At 53.0% G+C, this 25,241-nt stretch carries 24 protein-coding genes; 12 read left to right on the forward strand and 12 right to left on the reverse strand.

The genetic code is table 11. The annotated features are described in order from the left end of the window. The first annotated feature begins 41 nt into the window (after positions 1–41). On the forward strand, positions 42–503 hold the full coding sequence (locus ACHZCX_RS10970) for a GtrA family protein (protein ID WP_319587271.1): 462 nt from the start codon (positions 42–44) through the stop codon (positions 501–503). Here the strand turns inward: ACHZCX_RS10970 and ACHZCX_RS10975 are convergent. Then, positions 449–1,678: an ISL3 family transposase gene (locus ACHZCX_RS10975; RefSeq protein ID WP_319585207.1), complete on the reverse strand. Its 1,230-nt coding sequence runs from the start codon at positions 1,676–1,678 to the stop codon at positions 449–451. The genes ACHZCX_RS10970 and ACHZCX_RS10975 overlap by 55 nt on opposite strands. 159 nt (positions 1,679–1,837) lie before the next feature. Beyond that, positions 1,838–2,269, reverse strand: a complete 432-nt coding sequence (locus ACHZCX_RS10980; protein ID WP_319587272.1) for a PilZ domain-containing protein — start codon at positions 2,267–2,269, stop codon at positions 1,838–1,840. Positions 2,270–2,554: 285 nt separating this feature from the next. Between ACHZCX_RS10980 and ACHZCX_RS10985 the strand changes: the two genes are divergently transcribed. Continuing rightward, the gene (locus ACHZCX_RS10985) at positions 2,555–4,507 is read left to right on the forward strand and encodes an SWIM zinc finger family protein (RefSeq protein ID WP_319587273.1); all 1,953 of its coding nucleotides are present in this window, start codon (positions 2,555–2,557) and stop codon (positions 4,505–4,507) included. A gap of 293 nt (positions 4,508–4,800) precedes the next feature. Next, a complete protein-coding gene (locus ACHZCX_RS10990; RefSeq protein WP_319587274.1) occupies positions 4,801–5,298 on the forward strand; it encodes a universal stress protein in 498 nt (165 codons plus the stop codon). A 71-nt stretch (positions 5,299–5,369) separates the two neighbouring features. Here the strand turns inward: ACHZCX_RS10990 and ilvY are convergent, their stop codons facing one another. Continuing rightward, positions 5,370–6,260 (reverse strand): HTH-type transcriptional activator IlvY, encoded by an 891-nt coding sequence (ilvY, locus tag ACHZCX_RS10995; RefSeq protein WP_319587275.1) that lies wholly within the window; start codon positions 6,258–6,260, stop codon positions 5,370–5,372. Between the two features lie 176 nt (positions 6,261–6,436). Here ilvY and ilvC point away from each other — a divergent pair, with 176 nt between their 5' ends. After that, complete coding sequence (gene ilvC / locus ACHZCX_RS11000; protein WP_319587276.1) at positions 6,437–7,912, forward strand: ketol-acid reductoisomerase; 1,476 nt, start codon at positions 6,437–6,439, stop codon at positions 7,910–7,912. A gap of 94 nt (positions 7,913–8,006) precedes the next feature. Here the strand turns inward: ilvC and ACHZCX_RS11005 are convergent, their stop codons facing one another. The 4 genes from ACHZCX_RS11005 to ACHZCX_RS11020 form a co-directional block, all read right to left on the reverse strand. Then, entirely contained in the window at positions 8,007–9,923 is a 1,917-nt protein-coding gene (locus ACHZCX_RS11005) for a malate synthase (RefSeq protein ID WP_319587277.1), read from the reverse strand. Between the two features lie 81 nt (positions 9,924–10,004). Then, positions 10,005–10,517 (reverse strand): lipocalin family protein, encoded by a 513-nt coding sequence (locus tag ACHZCX_RS11010; protein ID WP_319587278.1) that lies wholly within the window; start codon positions 10,515–10,517, stop codon positions 10,005–10,007. Further along, on the reverse strand, positions 10,514–11,431 hold the full coding sequence (locus ACHZCX_RS11015) for a DMT family transporter (RefSeq protein WP_319587279.1): 918 nt from the start codon (positions 11,429–11,431) through the stop codon (positions 10,514–10,516). The genes ACHZCX_RS11010 and ACHZCX_RS11015 overlap by 4 nt, the downstream gene beginning before the upstream one ends. Before the next feature lie 71 nt (positions 11,432–11,502). Next, entirely contained in the window at positions 11,503–11,706 is a 204-nt protein-coding gene (locus tag ACHZCX_RS11020; RefSeq protein WP_319587280.1) for a hypothetical protein, read from the reverse strand. Between the two features lie 321 nt (positions 11,707–12,027). Between ACHZCX_RS11020 and ACHZCX_RS11025 the strand changes: the two genes are divergently transcribed. The 6 genes from ACHZCX_RS11025 (at position 12,028) to ACHZCX_RS11050 (ending at position 18,514) form a co-directional block, all read left to right on the forward strand. Beyond that, a complete protein-coding gene (locus ACHZCX_RS11025) occupies positions 12,028–12,621 on the forward strand; it encodes an NUDIX hydrolase (RefSeq protein WP_319587281.1) in 594 nt (197 codons plus the stop codon). 118 nt (positions 12,622–12,739) lie between these two features. Beyond that, positions 12,740–13,186 (forward strand): MucR family transcriptional regulator, encoded by a 447-nt coding sequence (locus ACHZCX_RS11030; RefSeq protein ID WP_319587282.1) that lies wholly within the window; start codon positions 12,740–12,742, stop codon positions 13,184–13,186. A gap of 287 nt (positions 13,187–13,473) precedes the next feature. Further along, a complete protein-coding gene (locus tag ACHZCX_RS11035; RefSeq protein ID WP_319587283.1) occupies positions 13,474–13,761 on the forward strand; it encodes an HU family DNA-binding protein in 288 nt (95 codons plus the stop codon). Positions 13,762–13,883: 122 nt separating this feature from the next. Next, complete coding sequence (locus ACHZCX_RS11040) at positions 13,884–14,792, forward strand: radical SAM protein (protein ID WP_319587284.1); 909 nt, start codon at positions 13,884–13,886, stop codon at positions 14,790–14,792. A gap of 201 nt (positions 14,793–14,993) precedes the next feature. Further along, complete coding sequence (locus ACHZCX_RS11045) at positions 14,994–17,705, forward strand: cation-transporting P-type ATPase (RefSeq protein ID WP_319587285.1); 2,712 nt, start codon at positions 14,994–14,996, stop codon at positions 17,703–17,705. A gap of 113 nt (positions 17,706–17,818) precedes the next feature. After that, positions 17,819–18,514 carry a DUF1003 domain-containing protein gene (locus ACHZCX_RS11050; RefSeq protein ID WP_394708827.1) on the forward strand — a complete coding sequence of 232 codons (696 nt, stop codon included), beginning with the start codon at positions 17,819–17,821 and terminating at the stop codon, positions 18,512–18,514. 351 nt (positions 18,515–18,865) lie between these two features. Here ACHZCX_RS11050 and ACHZCX_RS11055 read toward each other — a convergent pair whose 3' ends face one another. After that, a complete protein-coding gene (locus tag ACHZCX_RS11055; RefSeq protein WP_319587287.1) occupies positions 18,866–19,495 on the reverse strand; it encodes a DDE-type integrase/transposase/recombinase in 630 nt (209 codons plus the stop codon). Positions 19,496–19,591: 96 nt separating this feature from the next. Here ACHZCX_RS11055 and ACHZCX_RS11060 point away from each other — a divergent pair. Continuing rightward, positions 19,592–20,739 (forward strand): IS3 family transposase gene (locus tag ACHZCX_RS11060; RefSeq protein WP_319585211.1). Its coding sequence is split into 2 segments (ribosomal slippage): positions 19,592–19,850 and positions 19,850–20,739, totalling 1,149 coding nucleotides; the frame shifts between segments, so codons are not numbered across the junction. Positions 20,740–20,811: 72 nt separating this feature from the next. Here the strand turns inward: ACHZCX_RS11060 and ACHZCX_RS11065 are convergent. Both ACHZCX_RS11065 and ACHZCX_RS11070 read right to left on the reverse strand, forming a co-directional pair. Beyond that, the gene (locus ACHZCX_RS11065) at positions 20,812–21,102 is read right to left on the reverse strand and encodes a hypothetical protein (RefSeq protein WP_319587288.1); all 291 of its coding nucleotides are present in this window, start codon (positions 21,100–21,102) and stop codon (positions 20,812–20,814) included. Positions 21,103–21,176: 74 nt separating this feature from the next. Continuing rightward, positions 21,177–21,503: a transposase gene (locus tag ACHZCX_RS11070; protein ID WP_319585208.1), complete on the reverse strand. Its 327-nt coding sequence runs from the start codon at positions 21,501–21,503 to the stop codon at positions 21,177–21,179. 822 nt (positions 21,504–22,325) lie between these two features. Between ACHZCX_RS11070 and ACHZCX_RS11075 the strand changes: the two genes are divergently transcribed. Then, positions 22,326–23,366 (forward strand): IS481 family transposase, encoded by a 1,041-nt coding sequence (locus tag ACHZCX_RS11075; protein WP_319587289.1) that lies wholly within the window; start codon positions 22,326–22,328, stop codon positions 23,364–23,366. 528 nt (positions 23,367–23,894) lie between these two features. On the opposite strand, the gene ACHZCX_RS11080 is transcribed toward ACHZCX_RS11075, so the two are convergent. Beyond that, positions 23,895–24,836 carry an IS3 family transposase gene (locus ACHZCX_RS11080; RefSeq protein WP_319585209.1) on the reverse strand — a complete coding sequence of 314 codons (942 nt, stop codon included), beginning with the start codon at positions 24,834–24,836 and terminating at the stop codon, positions 23,895–23,897. Positions 24,837–24,910: 74 nt separating this feature from the next. Then, positions 24,911–25,237, reverse strand: coding sequence for a transposase (locus ACHZCX_RS11085; protein WP_319585208.1), 327 nt, complete (start codon positions 25,235–25,237; stop codon positions 24,911–24,913). Between the last annotated feature and the right edge of the window lie 4 nt (positions 25,238–25,241).

Consider the following 25,241-nt stretch of genomic DNA (forward strand, 5'->3'; position numbering starts at 1 on the left):
AGGCACACCCAGTGAAAAACACAAGCAAAGAGACCGCGTTGATGATTCTGAGGAGAGAGAGGGCGCTGCTGCCTCAATTCTGGCGTTTTTGCCTGGTGGGTGTGGCCGCTTTTGTGGTCAATGCCGGGCTCGTGGAGATGCTGGTGCACTTTCTCGGGCCGGTGCGTTCGCAAATGATTGCCTTTCCAGTAGCCGCGACCGCCGCCTGGTGGCTGAACCGGCAGTACACTTTTGGGGCCAGCGGGTTGGCGGCGCACCGTGAGTGGCTGCAGTATGTCCTCGCCAATGCAGCCGGCTGGTTGATCAACAATGGCATCTACCTGGTGCTGGTTGTCCATTGCTCCCTTGCCTACGCCCACCCTTTTATTGCTGTGGCGGTCGGTTCGATATCCGGTCTGGCGGCAAATTTTTTTCTGTCCCGCCGGATGGTGTTCAAGAGGAAGGTTCCTCACATGAAACGGTGCATGAGCGGTATGGCCGGTAAGTTGCCCATACAGTGGTAGAGGTTGCAGATAAAGAGGTCAGCTGTTCTGAACCCATAGGCCTTGTGGCTGACGACTTTGGCTTTATTGTTGAGCCCTTCGACAGTGCCGTTGCTGATGGGCATGTGGAACCAGGTCAGGATGTTTTCTTCATGGCGTCGGACCATCCAGGCAAACTCGCGTAAGGGTTCCAGGCGAGAATGCGTTGCCCACCAAAACCACTGCTTCAAGTGCTTCCTGGCCCAGGTTTTTGTCTTATAGGACCATAAATCTCGAAAGCGCTCTTTGAGGAGATAGGCCCTGTTGATCTTCAGATTCATATGCTCAAGGCTGCTGAGTCTGATCCTTTGCTTCGGCGTAAGGTTCCAAGGATTCTTAAGCCAGATATACCGGCTGTCCTTCATGAGCTCCTTGTGTTCCTTTCCTTTTTCTCGGATCTCATCTCGCCGGACTTGATCAACCGCTTCCATCAGGTGGCGAACGATATGAAATTTATCAAAAACAAGAGTTGCCTGCGGAGCACATTCCTTGATCACCTCGACATAGGGCTTCCACATATCGCAACAGATGCCCTGGAGTTTGTTTGTCCGCTCTGGCCCGAGGTAGTTGAAAAAGCTGCGCAAGGTATCTTTGGTTCTTTCAACCCCGCTCCAGATCAAGGTTTTTGAGCGGAGATCGTACACATTGGTGAGGTAGACATGACCTTTTTTCCGCGAAATCTCATCAATACCAATATGCGTAATGCCGCTGAGATCGCGATGCTCCATGCCATATTTCACTACGCTTTTGACTGCTGTGGCAACCGTACCCCAGGCACAACTGAACAGTTTGGCGACAGAGTACCAGGGCAGCATCTCGGCCCATTTGGCCAGGTAGCAACTGTAGGCAAGAGTAAAGCGTTGCTTGCCCGTCACCCAGGGAAGTTTCTCCGTGCGGACGCCTCCACATCGAGAACAAGACACCCGACGAGGTACATATTTGACCCAGACAGGTATATTCCACAGAGGCACGTGGCGAAAGAATCGCACCTCTCGCCGATCCCGGTAGACGGCAGGATGTCCGCATGACCCGCATCGCACCCTGTGGCGGGCATCAGGACGAATTTCAGCGATTATTCCATCGGAGTCTTTGGTGACCGTATGTACTCGAAAACCTTGCAAATCAACCGTCTGTTTGATTATCTGTTCAACAAGCATGAGTTCCTCTGTAGATAGATTATTGGCTGGCCGGCCTTTATCTACCTAAAAGAACTCATGCTTTTAAATTTGTTAAGCTGTTTTACGCACCGTTTCGTGCGGGGAACCAAGAGGAAAAGCGCCTGAAGCGGGGCGAAGAATGAACAGCCGGGCTCTCCATCAGAACGACGGTGGCCGGCCGTCGAGGAATTCGGCCCCGGCGCGGTTGTTGCTGATGCTCTTAATGCGGATTTTTCGCAGCACCGAGGAGCCGGTCATGGAGCGGTACTTGATACGGAGCTCCTGGCCGTTGGCAATGGTGCGGCTGTATTGGGTGGGGACGTTGAAACCGACACCGCCGAGCGAGATGTCGCAGAGATAAATGGGGCATTCCCGGCCATTGAGGAGGATGACAAAGGCCTTGCCGCTGGTTGATTCCCTTACCGAGGCCCGGTGGTTAAGGGTGCAGAGGGCAGACTGGCCGCAGGTGCAGCGCACTGTCTTTTTTCGCACTCCTTGCGGAATGGCCACATAACGCTTTTTGGCGCATCGGGAGCAAAGAACCCGAATTCTGCCGTCCTTGACTGTATAGGTCTGTGATCTTCCGTGCATGGGCAATGTCCGCTCATCATCTGGCCGGGAAAGTATATATTCGAGTACATACCACCCGCTTGAATTTGTCAATGGCGGGGTTGTCTCGCCCCCCTTTTTTGGGGCAGGGAAAAGATTTTCTGTCGGTCGCTCGTCTCCCCTCCCTCGCACAATCCCACGTCTTTTTTCAGATTCCTGTTGTTCTTCCAGCGAAATTCCTTATTCTTTTGTTTCTGATCAAACAGGCAACAACCGAACAAGGATCGAGCAAGTCAGGCGGCTTGAGTACCGCCTCCGGAGACGAACATGGAAACCATCAACACCATCCTCGGCCAGCTGACCTATGACGATCTTGACCAATGGGCGGGGGAGAAGATCCTCGCCAGGGGGAAGTCGTACATCAAACAGGTGGATGGACTCCACCGAACCCCGGAGGATGATCTGGTCGCCTGGGTCTCGGGGACCGAGGAATACGCCACTCTGGTTCGCCTCGACCAAGCCGGCCAGCACGGATGGTTCTGCACCTGCCCCTATGACGACGGCCCCTGCAAGCATGCGGTGGCGGTGATTTTGGCGGCGGCGCAGCAGGTTAAGCAAAAACAGGCAATTCCTGTGCTTGCCGAGGATGACGACCTCCATCTGATGCTCTTCGGTGAGCAGGACGATGAGGACGGTGCGGTGGATTGGGAGGACGAAGAAACGGAAATCGAGCCTGACCCCGGTCCGGAAAAGACAAAAAAAGCCGGCACTTCGAAGATCCGCAAACTCCTGGCGGGGAAAAGCCGGGAAGAATTGCTCGACCTGATGGTTGCCCTGGCCAAGGAGCATCCCGAGATCGAACGCCGTTTGCTGGAGGCCGAGCAACTGCGGAGTGGCCAGATCGACCCTCTGGTTCGTTCACTGCGTAAGGAAATTAAAAAATTGACCGACGAGCAGGCTTGGTACAGTCATTGGAACAATGAGGGCAGTGTCCCCGATTATTCGCATGTGCTGCAGCAGTTCAAGGCCCTGCTCGACAAGGGGCACGTCGACGAGTTGCTCGAATTGGGCGATGAACTGTGGCGGCTGGGGACCGGACAGGTCGAGCAGTCCGATGACGAGGGCCTCACCCAGGGCGCCCTCAGCGAATGCCTGGAGATTGTATTGCAGGCGGTGCCGAAATCGTCGCTGACCCGGTCGGGCCAATTGCTCTGGGTGATCGAACGGTTGCTGGCGGATGAATTTTCCCTGCTCGAATTTGGGGGGGAGATCCTCCGCGCTCCGATGTATGTGGCGGCCGATTGGCGGGAAGTAGCGTCTGCGCTCGATCTTCGGTTGGGTTTGATGGAGAAGCCGCGCGGGGCCAATTTTTCCGACACCTACAAACGCACAGAGTTGATCAACCGGCTGGTTGAGGCTTACCGGTTGGGCGGCGAACCGGAGAAGATTCTACCGCTCCTGGAAAAGGAGGCCGATGTGTGCCGGAATTACGAGCACCTGGTGGCACAGCTGCTTGCGGCAGGCAGCAAGGAGCAGGCCCGGCAGTGGTGCATCCGGGGGTTTGGCTGCACCCAGAAAGAGTCACCTGGCATCGCCTCTAAGCTGCAAAAGCAGCTGCGGGAAATGGCGGCGGCAGACAAACGCGACGACTTGGTCGCCGCTTACCGGGCCCAGGATTATTTTTGCCACGCCTCACTTGAAACCTATCGGGAATTGCGCAAAGCGGCAGAAAAAATAGGGGTTTGGCCAAAATTGAGGGAGTCGGCGCTCAACTATCTGGAAACTGGCCAGCGTCCCGATCTGCCCAATAAAAAGGGTACGGCTGCAGCCTGGCCCCTTCCCGAACCGGAGGTTGTCTTTCCGCAGGAAAAGGAGTCCGGCTTGAAGCGGTACCCGGATCGTCAGACTCTGATCGACATCGCGATCAGTGAAAAACGGTTCGACGATGTGGTGAGTTTGTATCAGGCGGTGAAGAAGAGCGCTCGCACCAGTTGGCATGGCAGTGAGAAAGTGGCCAAGGCCGTGGCCAAAACGCATCCCGAGGTGGCGCTCGAGATCTGGCGGGGAATAGTCGACCGGTTGATTGCCGAGGTCAAGCCGAAGTCCTATCTCGAGGCCGGCGGGTTTCTCCGCCTGATGCGCAAGGTCTATGAAGCCGGCGATCGCCCGGGTGAATGGCAGGCTCTGCTGGCTGAGTTGAGGCAGACTCACAAAGCCAAGCGGCGGCTGCTGGAGGTGCTGGATTCTCTGAGCGGCGCCAGTAAAAAAATCGTGGGATAAAGTGACCAGGGCGCTCTCAATCGCTCTTGAGCCGGCACCACAGCGAGGGGAGAACGTTTTCTTTGGGCGTGAAAAATTGATTTGACGGACCGGTTTCGGTTCTTGTAATAATTAACACGTAATTTCTGAAGGTTGTGCTTTTGGGCCCCGCCGATGATCCGGTCGTTGCTGTAGTCGCTGCGGCGGTAAGTGCTCAACGGCTTTTGGCGTACTCACACTGACAAACAACCGGAAGATCCGTCGGCCGCAGAAAGACCGGCAGGGAGATCCGGCCACCCCCACAGGAGGGACAGATGGTTCCAGCACCCAATATTCAAACCATTCTCTATGCCACCGATCTGGGCGAAAACACCCGGCCTGTTTTTCGTCTGGCCGTCAGCCAGGCCCGCCGCTACAACGCCCGTCTGTTGATGCTGCATGTGGTTGAACCGCTCGGCAGCACCGGCACGGCGATCATCGCCAACTATCTTTCCGGCGAAGCAGCAGACAAGATCAACAAGGACGGCGCTCGCGACATCCTTGAGGTCATGAGAAAGAGACTCGACACCTTTTGCAAGGAAGAGCTGACAGCCTTCGGTCTCGACCGCAATCCCGTGACCGAGATCATGGTCGCCACCGGCAAGCCCTGTGAAGAGATTCTCAAGGTGGCGAAGAAGTATCAGGCCGACATGATCGTCATGGGCACCTCCACCACCTCCTTTTTTGGTAGCGCCCTCATGGGCACCACCGCCCGCCGGGTTGCCCGGCACAGCGAAATACCGGTGCTGCTGGTGCCTAACACCCCCAAATAAACAGCGCCTCGCTTCTCCTTTTTCTTCCCGATTCCGTTGACTCCGGTCAGGCCGGAATCGGGTTTTTTTGTTCAACTCTCACTGCTCTGTTCCTGCAGGACAGTGGCCCAGAATGCCCCAATCACCGGGTGCGTCAAATATTTTTCCAGGGTGCAGGCTCCGATGGTGAATGGGGTCAGGTCCGGCTCGACCACGAAGACGCGCACCCTGTCCTTGAGCGGACTTTTTTCCAGCACCAGTTGCGGCACCACGCCGACGCCTAAGCCCAAACTGACCATGGCCAGCAGGGCCTCGTTGCCCGCCACCTCGGCGTAGATATTGGGCTGGATCTCCTTTTCCTTGAACCAGCGATCGATACGCACCCTGCTCAATCCCCGCTCAGCGAGGATCACCGGGATGCGGCGCCAGTCGATTCCGGATTCACCACCAGGCATGGATTTGATGCTATCAGCCGGTTCGATGAACACCAGGGGCGTTTGCGCCAACTCGACGAACACCACCGAGGGGGGTAACTGCTCCGGCAGGGCGGCAATGGTCACCTCTGCCTCCCGGTTTTTGAGCTTGTCGAGGGCCTCGGCGGCATCGCCGGTCTGCAGCTTGATCTGGACGCTGGGATGGGCCTGGCGGAAGGCTCCGAGAATGCGGGGGAGGATGGAGGTGGCGGCGGTGACCGAGCAGTAGAGGGAGATCTCACCGCGCAGCGTCTCGTCGTCGGCCAGTTCTCGCTGCAGGGTCTGCCAGCGCTGCTCGGTCTCTTCAGCATACTGTTTGAAGATTTCGCCGGCTGGAGTCAGGGTAACGGAGCGGTTGCCGCGGCGGAAAAGCGGCGTGCCCAGTTCCTCCTCGATCCGTTGGATAGTGCGGGTCAGGGCCGAGGGCGTGAGATTGCAGGCCCGGCTGGAGCGGCCGAAATGGAGCGAATGGGCTAGGTGATTAAAGATTTTAATGGCGCGGATATCCATAAAAAAGCGGAAAAAAGAGAGGGTTCTATGGTATGAAGCGGTTCAGCGGCTATTGTGCGCCTGCGTTGCATTTTATGCAACAGTGAATTGCAAACAAATCACTTTTCGCAACAAAAATATCGGGTATGGTGGACCATCTCCCCGTTACCAACCAACACTCAGAGAGGAAAATGACTATGGGACAGAACTATTTCAATACCTTGCCGCTGCGCTTGCAACTGGAAGAACTGGGCAAATGCCGCTTCATGGATGGAACCGAATTCGCCGATGGCGTTGCCAAACTCAAAGGCAAGAAGATCGTTATCGTCGGCTGCGGCGCCCAGGGGTTGCACCAAGGGTTGAATCTTCGCGACTCCGGCCTTGATGTCTCCTATGCCCTGCGCGATTCCGCCATCGCCGAGAAACGTCAATCCTGGAAGAACGCCACCACCAACGGTTTCACCGTCGGCAACTACGACCAACTGATCGCGACCGCCGACCTGGTGATCAACCTCACCCCGGACAAGCAGCATTCCAAGGTGGTGACTGCGGTCATGCCGCTGATGAAGGAAGGCGCCTGCCTCTCCTACTCGCACGGTTTCAACATCGTGGAAGAAGGGATGCAGATCCGCAAGGACCTGACCGTCATTATGGTGGCGCCTAAATCTCCTGGAACCGAGGTGCGCGAGGAGTACAAGCGCGGTTTCGGTGTGCCGACCCTGATCGCCGTCCATCGGGAGAACGATCCCAAGGGCGAGGGCTGGGATATTGCCAAGGCCTATGCCTGCGGCACCGGCGCTCATCGGGCCGGCGTGCTGCAGTCGTCCTTTGTCGCCGAGGTCAAGAGCGATCTGATGGGCGAGCAGACCATCCTCTGCGGCATGCTCCAGGCCGGCTCACTGCTCTGCTTCGACAAGATGATTGCCGAGGGCATCGATGCCAGCTATGCCTCCAAGCTGATCCAGTACGGCTGGGAGACGGTCACCGAGGCCCTCAAGCACGGCGGCATTACCAACATGATGGACCGGTTGTCCAACCCGGCCAAGGTCCGCGCCTACTATCTGGCCGAGGAGATCAAAGAGACCCTGACGCCGCTGTTCGAGAAGCACATGGACGACATCATGTCCGGCGAATTCTCCCGCACCATGATGGTCGACTGGGCCAACGACGACAAAAACCTGCTGACCTGGCGGGCGCAGACCGCCCAGACCGGTTTTGAGAAAGCCGTGTCCACCGCGGCTGAGATCAGCGAGCAGGAGTATTTCGACCACGGCATCCTGATGATCGCCATGGTTAAGGCAGGGGTTGAGCTGGCCTTTGACACCATGGTCTCCGCCGGCATCAAGGAGGAATCGGCCTACTACGAGAGCCTGCACGAGGTGCCGCTGATTGCCAACACCATCGCCCGCAAGAAGCTCTACGAAATGAACGTGGTCATCTCCGATACCGCCGAGTACGGCTGCTATCTCTTCGCCCACCAGGCGGTGCCGCTGTTAGCCGATTTCATGAAGGACGTCAGCAGCGACGTCATTGGTAAGGGGCTGAAACTGAAAGACAACTCGGTGGACAACATCGAGCTGATCGGTATCAATGCCGCCATCCGCTACACCGTGGTCGAGCAGGTCGGCGAGGAACTCCGTTCGCACATGAGCGCCATGAAGCCGATCATCTGATCAGTCCCGGCTGCTTTAGCGGCCTTTGTACCGATCTCAGAAATCTCCCTGTGCCCACCTCGCGGCACAGGGGGATTTTTTTTGCACCGCTTACCTAGCGGCCGGTCTTTGGTAAGGTGTCGAGGTTTTCGGTGATGCGCAGGCCCTCCTGCTTGAAGGCGGTGCTATAGCGCGCTATCCGCTCCTTGGCGACGCTCAGATCGTGGTTGTTCAGATTGATATTCAGTAGATCGATATACCAGGGCAATTTGTCCGGATCGAGCACATAGGCTTCGACAATGGCTCGCGCAATCGGCAGGGTCGTTTTCTTCGAGCCCTCGTAGACATCGCGATTGTCGGCCGATAAAAGCTTGGCGTATTCCTCTTCGAGCAGCCGGTTGAAGACTGCGGCGCTGAACACATCACCGGTCTTGAGCCCGCTTTCGGGATCGTCTTCGGTCAGAACCGCCCCTTTGTGCAGCCATTCCCACAGAATGGAGAGGCGAATTTCGCCGGTGGCCATATCCTCCATCAGATAGAGAATGTCATCGTTGCCGAAGAAGTCCGCCGGTTTCAGGGCGGCAGCCTGCAGCCCCTGGCCAAAGGCGTTGCCGTACTGCAAGGCCACGCTCAGGAGGTTGCGGGCGCCGCGCACGGTCCGGGGGGCCGGTTCCAGCAGGGTCAGTCCCGCCGCATCCTCCGCAGTATAGCCCAGCAGCGGGAACGGCCGGCCCAGCTGGTTGTCGTCACCAACCTCCTCCCAGACCGGGCGAATGATGTGCACCATCTTCCAGTGGGCAACCCATTTGCCGCTCGCCCCTGCCTGTTGTTCGCGGACAGCACCCTCCCGGGCTTTTTCCATGCTGCTGGCCACACCCTCTGGCGAGCCGACTGGAATGTTCGGCTCCATCCCCCCTTGCCAGAGAGAACAATGGCCCAGGGCATCCGGCGTGTTCACGGCCCGGCGTACCCGGTCTTCATACTTGCGCATGTAGCCGTAGGTCATGGTGATTGATTCGATGTTGGGATTGATAAAGCCGGTCTCGCCGCAGCAGGCATCGGACACGCTGTTGATATAGTCCCAGCGGCCGGTGTTGAACCCGACGAAGTGCAGGCCCAGCGCCGCCCGGATTTCCATCAGCTGGAAGGTTGCCTCCAGTTGCTCAACCAGCACGTAGGCCTTTATGGTCCCTGCCGCCAGGCCGAGGTGGCCTTCCAGCGCCCCGAGCAGGATCTTCCAGAAACCGGCCTCTTCGGCGGTCTGAATTTTGGGCAGGTAGAGCACGATGGAGGCCCCGGCGTCCCGTAGCGGCTGGTAATTATTGACCACATAGAGGGTGAGGTCGACGATCGAGGCCGACAGCGACCGGCCATCAACGCGGATATGGCGGTCGTCGAGATGGAGGCCCCGGGCGCGGAAGATGGTGGTGGTGAAGTCGAGCTGGCCGCGCCAGTCGGCGATGATCTCCCGGCCCAAAAAATTGCGGGCCCAGGTGTTCATCTCTCCGGCCACCTGCCGGGCCACTTCAAGAAAGAGCGGATCGCGGGCGATGGCCAGCTTGAGGCTACGCTGGTTGTCCAGGGACATGGTGGTGATCTGACCGAGGGCGTCCTCGCCGTCAAACATCCAGCCGTCGGCACCCGAGAGCAAGGCATAGGCGGCATTGCGCAGGTTTGCGGCCACCGGGGCATTGGGTCTGGCGGCGGGTCCGGTGCCCTGGATCCATTGGCGCTGCAGATCATGGGGAATCGCGGGCCCTACAAAGTTGCCCTCACGGGCATCCTGTACCCGAATGGAGGTTCCCTTGATGGTGGAGGCGGGATCAAGAAAGGCAACAGGCTGACGATCCCTGATCCGCGCTGCCCGGCGCTGCAAACGTTCGGCCATGAGGTGTTTCTGGGCCTCGTTGAACTGCGCCATGAAGGTCAGGGCTGCCAGCGCTTCCGCGGTGTAAATATCCGAATATTCTTCCGCTAACGTCTCTCTGATCTGCAACTGCATGTTTTCGTTGGTCGTTGCTGGTCTTGGCATCTTCTTTCCTCCCCTTCTGTGTTTTTTACCCCTCGCTCTGTCTGTAATCGCCGGCAGAGAGACGCGGGGCGAGAGCGGTTGTTAGTGTTGGTCGACAAAAATCAAGGCGCTGGTATCAAAACCCAGGGACGCTGCTTGGGCCATCAGATGATTTTTCACCTCAGCCGATATGGCCGGGGTTCTGGCTAACAGCCACAGATACGATGTATCCGGTCCACACACCAGGGCATATTGATACTGTGCATGGTCAAGTTCGATGATGATGTACGAGCCATAAAAGGGACCGAAGAAGGAGACTTTTAAGTGCCCTTGATCTGTTCTGCCGACAAAGGAGGCCTTGCCTTCAGCCTCCTGCCATTTTTTCTTTTGTTCAGAGTAACCGCGATTGAGCACCCTGACGCTACCGTCCTCGCGCAGACTGTACGTTGCCGAGACGTGGGTGAGACCTCGTTCAAAGGAATGATCCAGACGGGCGATCTCGAACCATTTCCCTAAATATTTTTCCAGGTTGAAATGCTCAACCGGCCTGACATTTTCCGGAATGGCAGTACATCCCGTCAGTAACAGCAATAAGGCAGCGAATATTTTTTTCATTTGTGCGGTGACGGATTGAGGTTGATAGGGTCGGTACCCTTGGCCTGAAATTCCTGAAAAATGATCGAGCCGATGATGAGCGCGAGGCCAAGGAAGGTGGCCGGGTGGATCTGCTCGCCAATCACCAGGCGGAGAAAAAGAAGGGAGAGGAAAGGGGTGACGTAGATCAGATTGCCGATGCGGGCCGCAGTGGTGGAGAGTTGCAGAGCGGTCAGCCAGAGAACGAAGGTGATGCCCATCTCAAAGAGGCCGATGTAGATCAGCGCCGGCCAGGCTGCGGCCGGGGGCCAGCCGATGCCGCCCAACAAGGGGCTGAACAGCAGGGAGCACACCAGCCCTGAGCAGAAGCCGAGAAAGAGTTTGAGCACCGGATCGACGCCGTCCCGGGCATTCATCAGCCAGAACGAGGCCCAGATCAGGGTGGAACCGGCGGCCAGCAACAGGCCCAGGTGGCTGACATCGCCGAAGTGGGTGAACTGCCCCTTGGTGGCGATCGTGATTGCCCCGAAAAAGCTGATCCCCACCGCCGCCACCTGACTCCGGCTGAGCGATTGCCCCAGAATCGGTGCTGACATCAGGGTGAGCACCAGGGGCCAGCCGTAATTGAGCGGCATGGCGATCTGGCCGGGGAGCAGCGCGTAGGCCTTAAACAGGATCACATAGTAGAGAAAGGGATTGAGGATGCCGAGCAGTAAGGCCTTGGAAAGTACCGGTGTCGGGGTGTTCTTGAGGGTGCCGAGCTTGCCTTGCAGGGCAAGAATGATCAACAGGGCCAGGGTCGAAATCGCCACCGAGTAAAACAGCAGGGTAAAGGGGCCGACATACCGCAGGCCGATTTTGAAGGCTGAAGCAGCGCCACCCCAGAAAAGGATGGTCAGCAGGGTCAACAGGGTGGCCTTGGTTTGTCGGTGCATGGAAAGCCAAGAATACCCCTCCGCGACAAGGGGGCAAAGTCTCTATTTTCGGGGGCAGCCAGTGGAGCGGATCAGTCCAGGGACCGATCGCCCAAGTTGCCGTAGCAGTGGTCATTGTGGCAGATCGACTGCTGCCGGAGGTACTGCAGCAGCTCGATTCGTCCCTCCATGTATACCGGAGTCCGGGCGATATAGGCACCGGTTTTTTGCGGCAGCAGTGAAGATTTCGGCCGGCACCCGGCCTGGAGAAGATGGAGGGTCAGTGATCTCTTCAAGCCGGGTGGCGAATTGCTTTCTTGCCGTGAAAGGGCCCGTCTAGAGATAATTCCTGCCGAAAATCGGCGATTTCACAGCTATATTGATGCAGAAGAGAACCAGTAGGCTGCCCCCACGGAGTCGGGTCTTTTCAATGCCGCTGAGAAAAACCGGACACCCATCCCAGGTTACGTCCGAGATGGATGTCTTTCCATAGTCACTCCGATTCCACTAAGTCCACCAATTATAGGGGTGGGTGGGTGTGATATGGGTGGCTTTGCTCGCCTGGAGATGGTTGGATTCAAGGCCCGATGTCAGAAAGATCCACAAGGAGGTAACGCATGAATCTGTTTCAAGTATTCAGCAGTTCAGGTGAATTGGCCGGCAATAATAAGCGTCTGAATTATTGCCCCAAGTGTGGAGCAGATTTCCCTGGAAAGGAGCTTGGGAAATTTGAACGACAGAGCTGTGATAAATGTGGTTTTGTCCATTATCTGAATCCAAGCCCTGGAATCACTATTATAATGAGATCGCCCGACGGTAAAGTATTAATAGGAAAAAGATCAGAAAATGCACGGTATGGAAATAAATGGTGCTTGCCGGGTGGTTATATCGAGTATGAGGAATCCTTTATTGAAACCGCACATCGTGAGGTTTTAGAAGAGACGGGACTTAAAATACGCATCGAAGGAATTGTTAATGTAGTTTCGAATCATCTTGATGATTTGCATCACACGATAGTCATAGTTTTAATAGGGGATGTGTTGGGAGGTCACCAGGAGCCAAGGGATGACTTAACAGAGCTCAAGTGGATAGATAGTAATTTGCACTTTGGGACAATCTATGCTTTCGAAGCTGACAAAAAAATAATTGATTGCTATTTTGCAGGAAATATGAAAATATTGCCCATAGACGATAGAATCGAAAAGATATGATTCGCATGATATACGCTTCAACCGCCCACGAAGGTTAAGCGTATGTTGCTTTAATGGCCAAGGTATTTCCTGTATTCAAAAAGGAAGAATATGAAAAATTCAGTCAGTGAGTAAACAGATGAGCAAAACACTCGTACAAATGACAGCTGAAATTATCCAATCCCAGATAACCAGCAAACAGATGAGCACCGAAGAAATCAAAGCTGCTCTGAACGAAACCTTCCAGGCTCTTAAATCCCTTCAAGATGCCGAAGCAGGGGGGATGCTTGAGACAGAAACAGAAGCAACAGCCACAGTGATGGACCCTAAGAAATCCATCCAGAAAAACAAGATTGTCTGCCTTGAATGCGGCCAGGAATTCAAGATGCTGTCTCCGAAGCACCTGAAGTCTCATGGCCTCACTGCAAAAGAATATCGCAAGAAGCATGGACTGTCAGCTCGCCAGCCACTGTGCGCCAAAGCGCTCTCAGAAAGACGCTCTCAGTCTGGTAAAGAGAGAGGCCTCCCGGACAACCTCCGCAAGGCTATCGTTGCCCGCACGAAGAAAAAAGTCTCCCCTGAATGAAATGAGAGGTACGCCCTCTTCTGGATTCATTTCCGGGAGAGGGCGTACCGTTTTGTCAGTATCCCTGCCCTACCAGCCAGTCAATTCCACCAAGCCCACCCAATTATAGCGGAAGTAGGCCTTTGTGAATCAGAGTCTGTACTCTTTTCCTGCTTCCTGCTTCCTGCTTCCTGTTTGTGTTGAGTTTCTGTTTATCCTTCTCTTTGGAAACAATTCTGGTTATCTATTATCTGTTTGATTTAATATAATTAAATAATTCAAAGTTATCACAATCTCCGAGGCGCCTTATGAACAAATCAGAATTGATAGAAGCACTCGCTCAAGATCAGGACCTGACAACCAAAACAGCCGCATCCATTGTCAATACGATTCTGGATACAATGATCGAGACGCTGGTGAGAGGCGACAATATCGAGCTGCGCGGTTTCGGAAGCTTCACAGTGAGGGAATATGAGACGTATACCGGAAGAAATCCCAAGACTGGAGCTCAGATATCGGTAAAGCCTAAAAAATTGCCTTTTTTTAAAGTCGGCAAGGAACTTCGAGAATCGATAGATGAAAATCGAGGGAAATGACTCTTTACTGACTGACGAACAACAATCTGTCGGAGTAGATTGGCTATTGGAATGTGTCGGTGTCGGCCAGTAGCCGAGTGCGACCTCAGGTATTCAAAGAAAACCCTCGACCCCTCAAATCTATGAGAAAAATAGCTTTCGGATACTCAACCCGCTGCAATATGAGATGCGCCCATTGCGTGGCCGCCGGGGCTGTGCCTGATTATAAAAAAATGGAGCTTTCCCAGGCGAAAGAAATCATCCGAGACATGGCCGCTGTCGACGTTACCGGCATCAGTTTTACTGCAGGTGAACCTTTTCTCTATTTTTCTGATCTCCTCGAATTGATCGCTCTCTGCCGGGAACTCAATATTTACACCCGGATCGTTACCAACAGTTATTGGGCAGATACACCCGAAACGGCGCAACACATGCTCAGCATACTCAAGCAAAGCGGGCTTTCCCAACTCCGTATTAGCTCAAGCAGATGGCACCAAGAGCATGTCCCACCCCGCAATGTGTTGAATGCGGCTCAGGGCTGCATGCAAACAGGAATTGATTACTTCATTTCTTTTGTGACTGATTTTGCAAAAGAAGATGATGCGCATGAGCAATTCTTACGAGACCATGGGCTCAAATTTTTCCCAGAGCCGATCATCTATGCCGGGCGGGCCGATTCCTTGAGTCGGAAGGAACTCTTCACGGATTACCAGGAGAACCGCTGTGCGATGAATCCATATTTGGCTCCGGATTTGAACATGTATGCTTGTTGTGACGCAGGCAGTCACTTTGACACGACCAATGTTTTTTTGCTCGGTAACCTCCAAGACCATTCCATCGAGCAACTGTTTATTAGGAGCGAAGCCAATCCTCTCTACAACTGCATCCGATCTTTGGGCATCAGCGCTATAGCCTCCTTCTCTGGAATCAAAGCCAGCAAAATAATCACTTATCGCAAATGCGAGTTGTGTAAAATGTTGTTCGATACGCCGGAGACGTTGATAAACCTTCAAGAAGCCGCTGGTATAGATCTGCAGAGATGGGTCAGATGATGCCCGAATCCTTTTAAGGCTTTTTTCAAGTTAAAGAAGTCAAGATATAGTTGAAAAGTGTTGACTACCGGAAAGACGCCAAAAAGGACATGGCCGGATGACACCTGCCTAATCGGGGGTGATTTGAGCAGGTTGCGTCATCCCGTCCAGACTGCTTGAACATTCGAGATCCACAATTTCTTCCTGCTAACGGATTTCTCCATGCATATCCATCAATTGTCCGTACCAGAAGCCATTGCGCGCCTGAGAAGCAACATCTCGGGGCTGTCCCACGAAGAAGCCAAACGCCGTCTGCAGGAATACGGCGCCAATAGCTTGGCGCAAGTCACACGTGAGCCTCTATGGGCACGCTTCCTCAAAGAGTTTACCCATCTCTTTTCCCTTATTCTTTGGGTGGCGGCGGGAACGGCTTTTGTCGCTGAGCGGTTCGCGCCCGGCCAGGGAATGGCCAGGCTCGGTTGTGCCGTTGTTATCGTGATTCTTGTCAGCGGCATTTTTTCTTTTTGGCAGGAGCACCGAGTCGAGCAGACCCTGGCCGCACTGCGCAAACTCCTCCCGCAGCAGGTTGATGTTCTCCGTGAAGGCAAGGTGAGCCGACTTCCCAGGGTAGACTTGGTGCCGGGTGACATTATTCTCCTTGCGCAGGGGGACCATGTTCCTGCTGACTGCCGGCTTATTGAGGGGTTCAGCGTTAAGGTCAACAATGCGGCCATTACGGGCGAATCGTTGACTATGGCGCGGGAAGCAATCCCTTGCGAGGAGGGAAGCCTGGCCTATGGCAAGAATATCCTGCTGGCCGGCTCTTCGATGGTCGCGGGGCAGGCCAAAGCGCTGGTTTTCGCGACCGGCCCTCGCACCGAATTCGGCAAAATTGCCCATCTAACCCAGTCCAGCGGCGAGGTCATGTCACCGCTGCGCAGAGAGATTGCTCACCTTAGCCGCCTGATCGGCATCTTTGCCGTACTCATTGGCTTGGCATTCTTCGCGATCGGCCGCCTTTTCGGAATACCTCTGTGGGATGATTATATTTTCGCCATTGGCATCATTGTCGCCATGGTCCCCGAGGGCCTGCTCCCTACCCTGACGCTGTCCTTGGTCCTAGCCACCCAGCGTATGGCAAAACGGAACGTGCTCATCCGTCATCTGCCCTCGGTTGAAACACTCGGGGCGACGACGGTCATCTGCACGGATAAGACCGGGACCCTCACTCAAAATCGTATGTCCGTGAAACAAATCCTTTTGGGTGGAACACCTTATGCTGCTGGCGATGCCGGCAAATTAGCATCTCTGGCAAAGGATTACCGGCCATTTTTTGTGGCAGCCCGCCTGTGCCACGACCTGCGGCCAGGGGAAGAGAACGGCAGATGTGTGTTCTTGGGAGATCCCATGGAAATCGCCTTGGTTGAAATGGCAACACAGGCCATTCCTTCTCCGATGGAATATCAAAGATTGGACGAAATTCCTTTTGATGCGGATCGCATGCGGCAGAGTACGGTGCACGAAACGCCAGAAGGCGCACTGCTCCTCTGCAAGGGGGCGCCGGAAGTTGTCGCCTCCATCTGCACCCGGATGCTGAAGGGCGGCGAAGTAGAACCTTTTTCCGAAAAGTTGCGGAACGAAATCGGGGCGGCACAGGAGTCCATGGCCGAGCAGGGTATGCGCGTACTGGCCTTAGCTTATCGTCTTCTGCCAGCCAATTGGCAGCATGCCGGGCTGGAGGAAGAACTCATCTTCGCAGGCCTGGCAGGGCTGGAGGACCCACCTCGCCCTGAAGTTCCGGAAGCGATCCGCAAATGTCATCAGGCCGGAATCAGAGTCATCATGGTGACGGGAGACCATCCCAGCACGGCTCAGGCCATTGCCCGGGAAATCGGATTGGTCCAATCAGACAAGCCACTGGTGGTCACCGGGGAAAAACTGGGCGGTTTCACCGGAACACAACTGCGGCTCGCGCTGGATGAGCCGGAAATCATTTTTGCCCGGGTCAGCGCCGATCAAAAAATGCGCATTGTCGACGCGCTCAAGCAAAAACAGCATATCGTGGCGGTCACCGGCGACGGAGTGAATGACGCTCCGGCCTTGAAAAGCGCTCATATCGGTATCGCCATGGGTATCACAGGGACGGACGTAGCCAAAGAGGCAGCTGACATGGTGCTGCTGGACGACAACTTCGCCAGCATCGTCAACGCAGTTGAAGAAGGCCGAGCCGTTTTTGAAAACATCCGCCGGTTTCTCACCTATATTTTGGCCCACAATGTACCGGAGCTGATTCCTTATCTCGCCTTTATGCTCTTCAAGATTCCCCTGCCGTTGACCCCTATTCAGATCCTGTCGGTGGACATGGGAACCGACTCGCTGACGGCCCTCGGTCTGGGTGTCGAAAGACCAGATCCAAAAGTTATGGAACAGCCTCCCCGTTCACGCAATGAAAGGCTCTTCAACTGGCCCCTGGTGCTGCGCGCCTATTTTTTTCTCGGGGCCATTGAAGCGATCGCGGCCATGGCCAGTTTCTTTTTTATTCTGCATCGTGGCGGGTGGTTGTACGGTCAACAATTAGCACAGAATGATCCCCTCTATTTACAAGCGACCACAGCCTGCCTGACGAGTATCATTGTGATGCAGATCGTGAATGTGTTCCTCTGCCGCAGTCGCTACCAGTCGATATTTTCTCAAGGTATACTTGGCAATCCGCTCGTTTTGTGGGGCGTGCTGCTGGAAATCGTCCTCATTTTGTTCATTGACTATACGCCTCTGGGCAATGCCATTTTTGGCACAGCACCGATTGACGGCAAGGTTTGGCTCTTTATTGTCCCGTTCGCGCTTTTTCTTCTTGTGTTGGAAGAGTCGCGAAAGTGGCTGGCGAGAACCTTGGCCAATTCCTTTACGCGTCAAAAGGCCACAATGCCATCCTGATCGGCATCGGTGGCAGAACCCATACCAATTTGCTGAAGCGGATCGCCAACCTGCTGTTTCTCCCCAATTTGGTTGTTCATAATGAATGAAAAGGACTGAAACAAATGCCCACCATGAAGACTCTTCAGAAAACGTGTGCGATCTGCGGCAAATCTTATTCTCTGCAAAACATTGTCCCTGGCGAAATCATTAGAGAGGAAATAGCCGCTGAAATTCTAAAATCATATCCGGACTGGTCATCTGAAAAACTGATTTGTAAAGTTGACCTTGCCGAATTTCGAGGGAAATACGTTCATAACTTGCTGGAATCTGAAAAAGGCGAGTTGTCTTCCCTCGAGCAGGAGGTCGTGCGCAGCCTACGCGAACATGAAATTCTCTCGTTGGACACTGAATCCGAATTGGAGCAGCAGTGGTCCTTTGGGGAACGCATGGCCGATAAGATCGCCACATTTGGCGGGAGTTGGACATTTCTTATCTGCTTTGCTGTTTTCCTCGTCCTTTGGATCGGAATGAATTCGCTTGTTCTGGTATTGCGTCCATTTGATCCATATCCCTTTATATTCCTTAATCTGATGCTTTCCTGCCTTGCCGCCATCCAGGCGCCAATCATTATGATGAGTCAGAATCGCCAGGAAGCAAAAGACCGAATTCGATCACAACATGACTATCAGGTAAACCTCAAAGCGGAGCTTGAGATCCGGCATCTTCATGAAAAGGTTGATCATCTTCTTTCACACCAATGGAGTCGTCTGGTGCAAATACAAGAGCTTCAGCTCGAACTTTTGTCGGAACTTGGCGCCAAAAAGTAACCCCTGGAAAATCTCTGTACTTGCACGCAGAAAATAGCGTTCGGTTGGCAACGAGTTGCCAAGTCACGATATCTCCGACTCCGTTGCTGTTCAGACTCTTTCTCTGTTGAAATCCGAATAGTTACCCATTCGCATAAGACAAAAGTTGCGCTTGTTATTGACCGCGTACACCATTCTTGGTTCAGCTGGGGTAATGTAGAGTCAGAATACAAAACTGATGTGAAAGGCGAGCCGAAGTATGTGCGCCGAAAGGGGGCGTGAAAAATCTAGGTCGAAAAACTCTATTCGAATAAGGAATCTCGAGCGCGGACCGGAGGGTGACCGTGTTCCGCCTCAGTTGGAAATGGACATTCAAGCTGTTTGCATTAAGGGGTTATGGGGAGCCGTATTATCTCCCCTTGGGGTGATTGGCCCGTAGGCACGAAGTCGTTTTTTCTTTCTCAGTTCCCGGGCTTTTTCCAGTTTTTTGTCTCGCTCTTTGAATATTTCCTGTTCTCTGCCGTTCAATTTGTCCATCGGCGCGATATATCCGATGGCGCTGTGCAACCTGACGTTGTTGTAGTGATGGATAAACCCTTCAACCATTCTTCGGGCATCGTCAAGGGAAAGCGGGACACCGGGACGAATACATTCCCCCTTGATGGTTGCGTGGAACCGTTCCAATTTGCCGTTGGACTGCGGATAATACGGCGATGTCCGCACATGCGTCATTCCCGAGATACGGATGAATTCTTTGAAATCCTTGGCAATAAATTGTGGCCCGTTATCTGAAATGATCCTTGGCCGGGCTTCGGGAAAGTGCTCCTTGGCGCGTTGCAGGATGATCTCCACATCCATTTCCGTCATCTGTTCCCTGATCTCCCAGTGGACAATGAAACGACTGCATCCATCGAGAATGCTGCACAAATAATAAAATGTGCCGCAGATGTTGATATAAGAAATGTCCACATGCCAATGGTCATGGGGCCTGAGCGGTTGCACAAAGCCGGTGCCCTTGAGGCTTTTCTTTGAAGAGGTGCCGATTATTGAGACAGGTGTATAAGCAATGAACCAACCTATTTTGCAAGGAGAAGTTCAATGTCAAACCCACCTCATCGTCCACGTCACAGCGCAGAATTTAAGGCCACAGTAGCCCTGGCCGCACTGTCGGAGTCCAAGACTCTGGCTGAACTGGCTACTGAGTACCGGGTTCACCCGACCCAGATCACCCGCTGGAAGCAGGATCTGACCAAGAACGCTTCTGAGCTTTTTGGCAAGGGCAAGAAGAAAGAAGTCAACCATGAGGCCGAAGTGGCCGAGCTCCACCGTCAGATCGGCAAGCTCAAGGTTGAGAACGATTTTTTAGCCAATCTGCCCGGTCTGAACTTGGCCGGGCGCAGAAACAACAGGTGATCGCTATGGGACATCCTGAAGTTTCTGTTCAGCGTTGCTGCCAGCTTTTCGGACTGCCTCGTTCCAACTATTACCGCGGCCTTGGCTTCGGTCTACGTGTTGGTGATTTGGAACTGATGGCCCGGATAGACAAACTCTATATTGAGCACCCCTGGATGGGGAGCCGTTCCTTTGCTGATCACCTCACAACTCCCGAACTCGTGGTGGGAAGAGGTCGTGTCCGTCGCTTAATGCGGGTCATGGGCATCGAGTCTTTAGCTCCCAAGCCGGGCACCAGCAGGCGACAGCCGAAGCATCCGGTCTATCCCTATCTGCTCCGGGGAGTGACCATTGACAGGCCCGATCAGGTGTGGGCGACTGACATCACCTACATCCCTATGGCTCGGGGTTTCATGTACCTGATCGCGATCATGGATTGGGCCACCAGAAAGGTTCTCGCCTGGCGACTATCCAACACTCTGGACACCAGATTTTGCGTTGAGGCTTTGAAAGAGGCTCTCTTTAAATATGGCGCTCCTGAGATATTCAATACTGATCAGGGGTGCCAATTCACCAGCGAAGCGTTCACCTCAGTCCTCAAGGCCTGGAACGTCAAAATCAGCATGGACGGCAAAGGACGATTCAAGGACAATATCTTTATCGAGCGACTTTGGCGCACCCTGAAATACGAAAGGATCTACCTGAAGTCATACGAAACGGGAACTGAGCTTGTCAAGGATCTGACTTCCTGGTTCGGCTGGTATAATGAGAAAAGAAAACATTCGTCACTTGACAAGCAGACTCCAAATGAGGCTTATTCAAAACGAATCGAACAATTGAGCAAGGCAGCCTGAGGCCTGTAACTGTATAATAAAAGCAACATTGCTTATTTCACACCTCAGGATGTCTCACAAACCCCGACCACCTCACTTCCGGTTCCATTTCTGCAGCAACCCTGCCTGGCCTAGAACTCGCCAGGTGCTGCTGGGGCTGACGGCAACGATGTCCTGATCCAGTAGCATAAACGTCAACCGCCGATACCCCTCAAGGGAATTGTTGACAGCAAAATTGACGATCGCTGCCCGTTCCCAAGGTTCAAGCCAGAAATCCCGGGGGATCAGCCCATTATGTTCGTTGGCCTTGCCGTACCGCTTGATCCATGCATAAAACTTGCTCCTGGAAACGGCCAGCCAAGCGATGATCTCTTGCAGGGCCACTTCAGCTTTCTTGCTCCAATGCTTGCTGAAATCAACAACGGTATCACGTGTATCATGAGGAACCCAGCTACCATTCAGAGCTCCCCAAGTTCTTTTTTTAACTGGATATGCTCCTCCAGTAACTCGGAAAGAACCTCGTGTTTCCGACGTAATTTATCTTCAAGCTGATGGATTCGTTGTTCTTGTACCTTCTTGGAGTCTTTGTTTTCTAGGGCAAAAGCAGCAGCTCCCTTTTCGAAAAACTGCTTTTGCCAACCGTAGAATGTATTCGGCTGCAGTTGGTATTCATCGCAGAGATCCGATACCGTTTCCCGGCCAACCAGGTGGCGCTTGAGGATGATTACCTTCTCTTCAGGGCTGTAGTTGTGACGTTTCTTTCGCATGGACTTTCCTCCGTTCATAATGGTTTATCATGAACAGCTCAAAAGTCCTATTCCCGTTGAACCAAGACAACCGGAGTGAACAAAAAAAGGGTTTAGAGAAATTTTCTAAACCCTTGACTACTTGGTACGCCCGGAGGGATTCGAACCCCCGACACCCGGATTCGAAGCCTAGTGAACAAACCCTCATTCATGCCTGTAACTGTATAATATTATGATTAAAAAATAATTAAGCGTGGCTGTCTAGGTCAAGAAAAAAGCGGTGGTGCTTGCTTTCAGGTTCCGATAAGAAAACAATATGTTCCGGTAAAGTTAACGGTATAAACTTTGTCTAAGGACTGGGATCAATCTAGTAGAGCATTCTTCCCCCGCCAAAAAGACAGGAGAAAGACCGAAAAAAAACCGATCATTTTTCACCTGAAAGCTTGTCAGAATTCATGGGACCGTCGGCGTTGGCGGTAGCATCAAGCCCCTCCGTAAATGCCTGTTGAGAACAGGGCGAAGATAACCATGAGGATGAGTCCCTTTATTTTGCATTGACCACATATAGGTTACTTTTAAGGCTTGTGGATAAAAGAAGGCACATACTTTTAGACTTGTCAAATTTAGACAACCACAACTAATCTGCTTAATTTTCTAACAGGCTACCTATTCACCATTTATGAGACCATGCCCCACTGAGAAGATTTTGTTTTAAGTAGGCACTAACGCAGTTAGGCAAGAAGAGGATTACCATGAGCTGAGATAGTTTCGACTTGCCCTGACACCTCACTTGAAAAGATGAGGGTTACCAGTTTTGATAATGGAGCGAACCAACCATCAAAACAAATAGAGGCAACCCTCATGCTCAATGGTAACGAACGCATCGTAAAACACAAGATTGGATTACTCAATCTGGCGGAAGAACTCTCCAATGTCTCAAGGGCCTGTAAGATCATGGGGCTTTCCAGAGACACCTTCTATCGCTACAGAGCGGCTGTCGGTAACGGTGGAATCGATGCGCTGATCGATAAGAGCCATCGCAAGCCCAACATCAAAAACCGCGTCGAAGAGATGACGGAAGCGGCTGTGATTGCCTATGCAGTCGAGCAGCCGGCTTATGGCCAGGTGCGGGCCAGCAATGAACTGCGCAAGCAGGGGATATTCATCTCTCCAAGCGGGGTGCGCTGTGTCTGGCTGCGTCATCAGTTGGGGCGGTTCAAGGATCGCTTGCGAGCACTGGAGAACAAGGTGGCGAAGGAGGGTTTGATCCTTACCGAGGCACAGGTTCAGGCGCTTGAGAAGAAAAAGGATGATGATCTTGCCTCTGGCGAAATTGAGACCGCACATCCCGGCTACCTGGGCTCTCAGGACACCTTTTATGTCGGCACACTCAAAGGTGTGGGCCGAATTTACCAGCAGACTTTCGTGGACACCTATTCCAAGGTGGCGTTCGCCAAGCTCTATACCACTAAAACACCGATCACCTCCGCTGATCTGCTCAACGACAGGGTGCTGCCGTTCTTTGAAGAGCATCAGTTACCAATGCTGCGGATCTTGACTGATCGAGGGACGGAATATTGCGGCAAGGTGGAGACGCACGATTATCAGCTCTATCTGGCCGTGAACGATATCGAGCACACAAAAACCAAGGCCCGGTCACCGCAAACCAACGGAATCTGCGAGCGGTTCCATAAAACCATCCTCAATGAATTCTACCAGGTGACTTTTCGCAAGAAACTCTATGCTACCATAGAGGAACTTCAAAAAGACCTCGATGAATGGCTGGTCCGCTACAACACCCAAAGAACCCATCAGGGGAAAATGTGCTGTGGGCGAACTCCAATGGAAACACTTGAGGATGGAATGAAATTTTGGCAGGATAAAAACTTGAGTCAAATCTGACCTGACAGGCACCAGTAAAAAACTGGCAACTGTCAGGTCAAGTTGTAACTACTACAGATTATTCGGGGTATATTTTTTACGGAATTACGAACTTTTGTTTCAGAAAATAGAGAAGATGCGTGTCGCACCAACGCCTCCAGCCTTTTCTGGAAATTCCGCAAATCCGATATTTGATCCTGATTTAAGAAAATAATCTGGCTCTGGTTTCCATAAAACACTTCTCTTTGATATTTTGACAGAAAATTAAAGCGTAAGCGCTTTGCCTGTTCAATGTATCAGCAATGTGTGTAATTCTAGCAAGCTCCTGATCATGGAAGTGCCACCTGGTGGCACCATGACTTGCCCCCCCGCAACATCCTGATATTTCGACAATAATGGTGCGTTAGTTGCTTGCACATACAGCTAAATATCACATATATCGAAATGCTCGGCGAGTTTTATCTCTGTCAACCAACGAATATTTGTTAAGGAGCAAAATTATGAGGATATGTTATCGGATTGTGTTCCGCCTCAGTTGGAAATGGACATTCAAGCTGTTTGCATTAAGGGGTTATGGGGAGCCGTATTATCTCCCCTTGGGGTGATTGGCCCGTAGGCACGAAGTCGTTTTTTCTTTCTCAGTTCCCGGGCTTTTTCCAGTTTTTTGTCTCGCTCTTTGAATATTTCCTGTTCTCTGCCGTTCAATTTGTCCATCGGCGCGATATATCCGATGGCGCTGTGCAACCTGACGTTGTTGTAGTGATGGATAAACCCTTCAACCATTCTTCGGGCATCGTCAAGGGAAAGCGGGACACCGGGACGAATACATTCCCCCTTGATGGTTGCGTGGAACCGTTCCAATTTGCCGTTGGACTGCGGATAATATGGCGATGTCCGCACATGCGTCATTCCCGAGATACGGATGAATTCTTTGAAATCCTTGGCAATAAATTGTGGCCCGTTATCTGAAATGATCCTTGGCCGGGCTTCGGGAAAGTGCTCCTTGGCGCGTTGCAGGATGATCTCCACATCCATTTCCGTCATCTGTTCCCTGATCTCCCAGTGGACAATGAAACGACTGCATCCATCGAGAATGCTGCACAAATAATAAAATGTGCCGCAGATGTTGATATAAGAAATGTCCACATGCCAATGGTCATGGGGCCTGAGCGGTTGCACAAAGCCGGTGCCCTTGAGGCTTTTCTTCCGGTTCCATTTCTGCAGCAACCCTGCCTGGCCTAGAACTCGCCAGGTGCTGCTGGGGCTGACGGCAACGATGTCCTGATCCAGTAGCATAAACGTCAACCGCCGATACCCCTCAAGGGAATTGTTGACAGCAAAATTGACGATCGCTGCCCGTTCCCAAGGTTCAAGCCAGAAATCCCGGGGGATCAGCCCATTATGTTCGTTGGCCTTGCCGTACCGCTTGATCCATGCATAAAACTTGCTCCTGGAAACGGCCAGCCAAGCGATGATCTCTTGCAGGGCCACTTCAGCTTTCTTGCTCCAATGCTTGCTGAAATCAACAACGGTATCACGTGTATCATGAGGAACCCAGCTACCATTCAGAGCTCCCCAAGTTCTTTTTTTAACTGGATATGCTCCTCCAGTAACTCGGAAAGAACCTCGTGTTTCCGACGTAATTTATCTTCAAGCTGATGGATTCGTTGTTCTTGTACCTTCTTGGAGTCTTTGTTTTCTAGGGCAAAAGCAGCAGCTCCCTTTTCGAAAAACTGCTTTTGCCAACCGTAGAATGTATTCGGCTGCAGTTGGTATTCATCGCAGAGATCCGATACCGTTTCCCGGCCAACCAGGTGGCGCTTGAGGATGATTACCTTCTCTTCAGGGCTGTAGTTGTGACGTTTCTTTCGCATGGACTTTCCTCCGTTCATAATG

It is taken from the genome of uncultured Desulfobulbus sp., assembly GCF_963662935.2.
Taxonomy (GTDB): Bacteria; Desulfobacterota; Desulfobulbia; order Desulfobulbales; family Desulfobulbaceae; genus Desulfobulbus.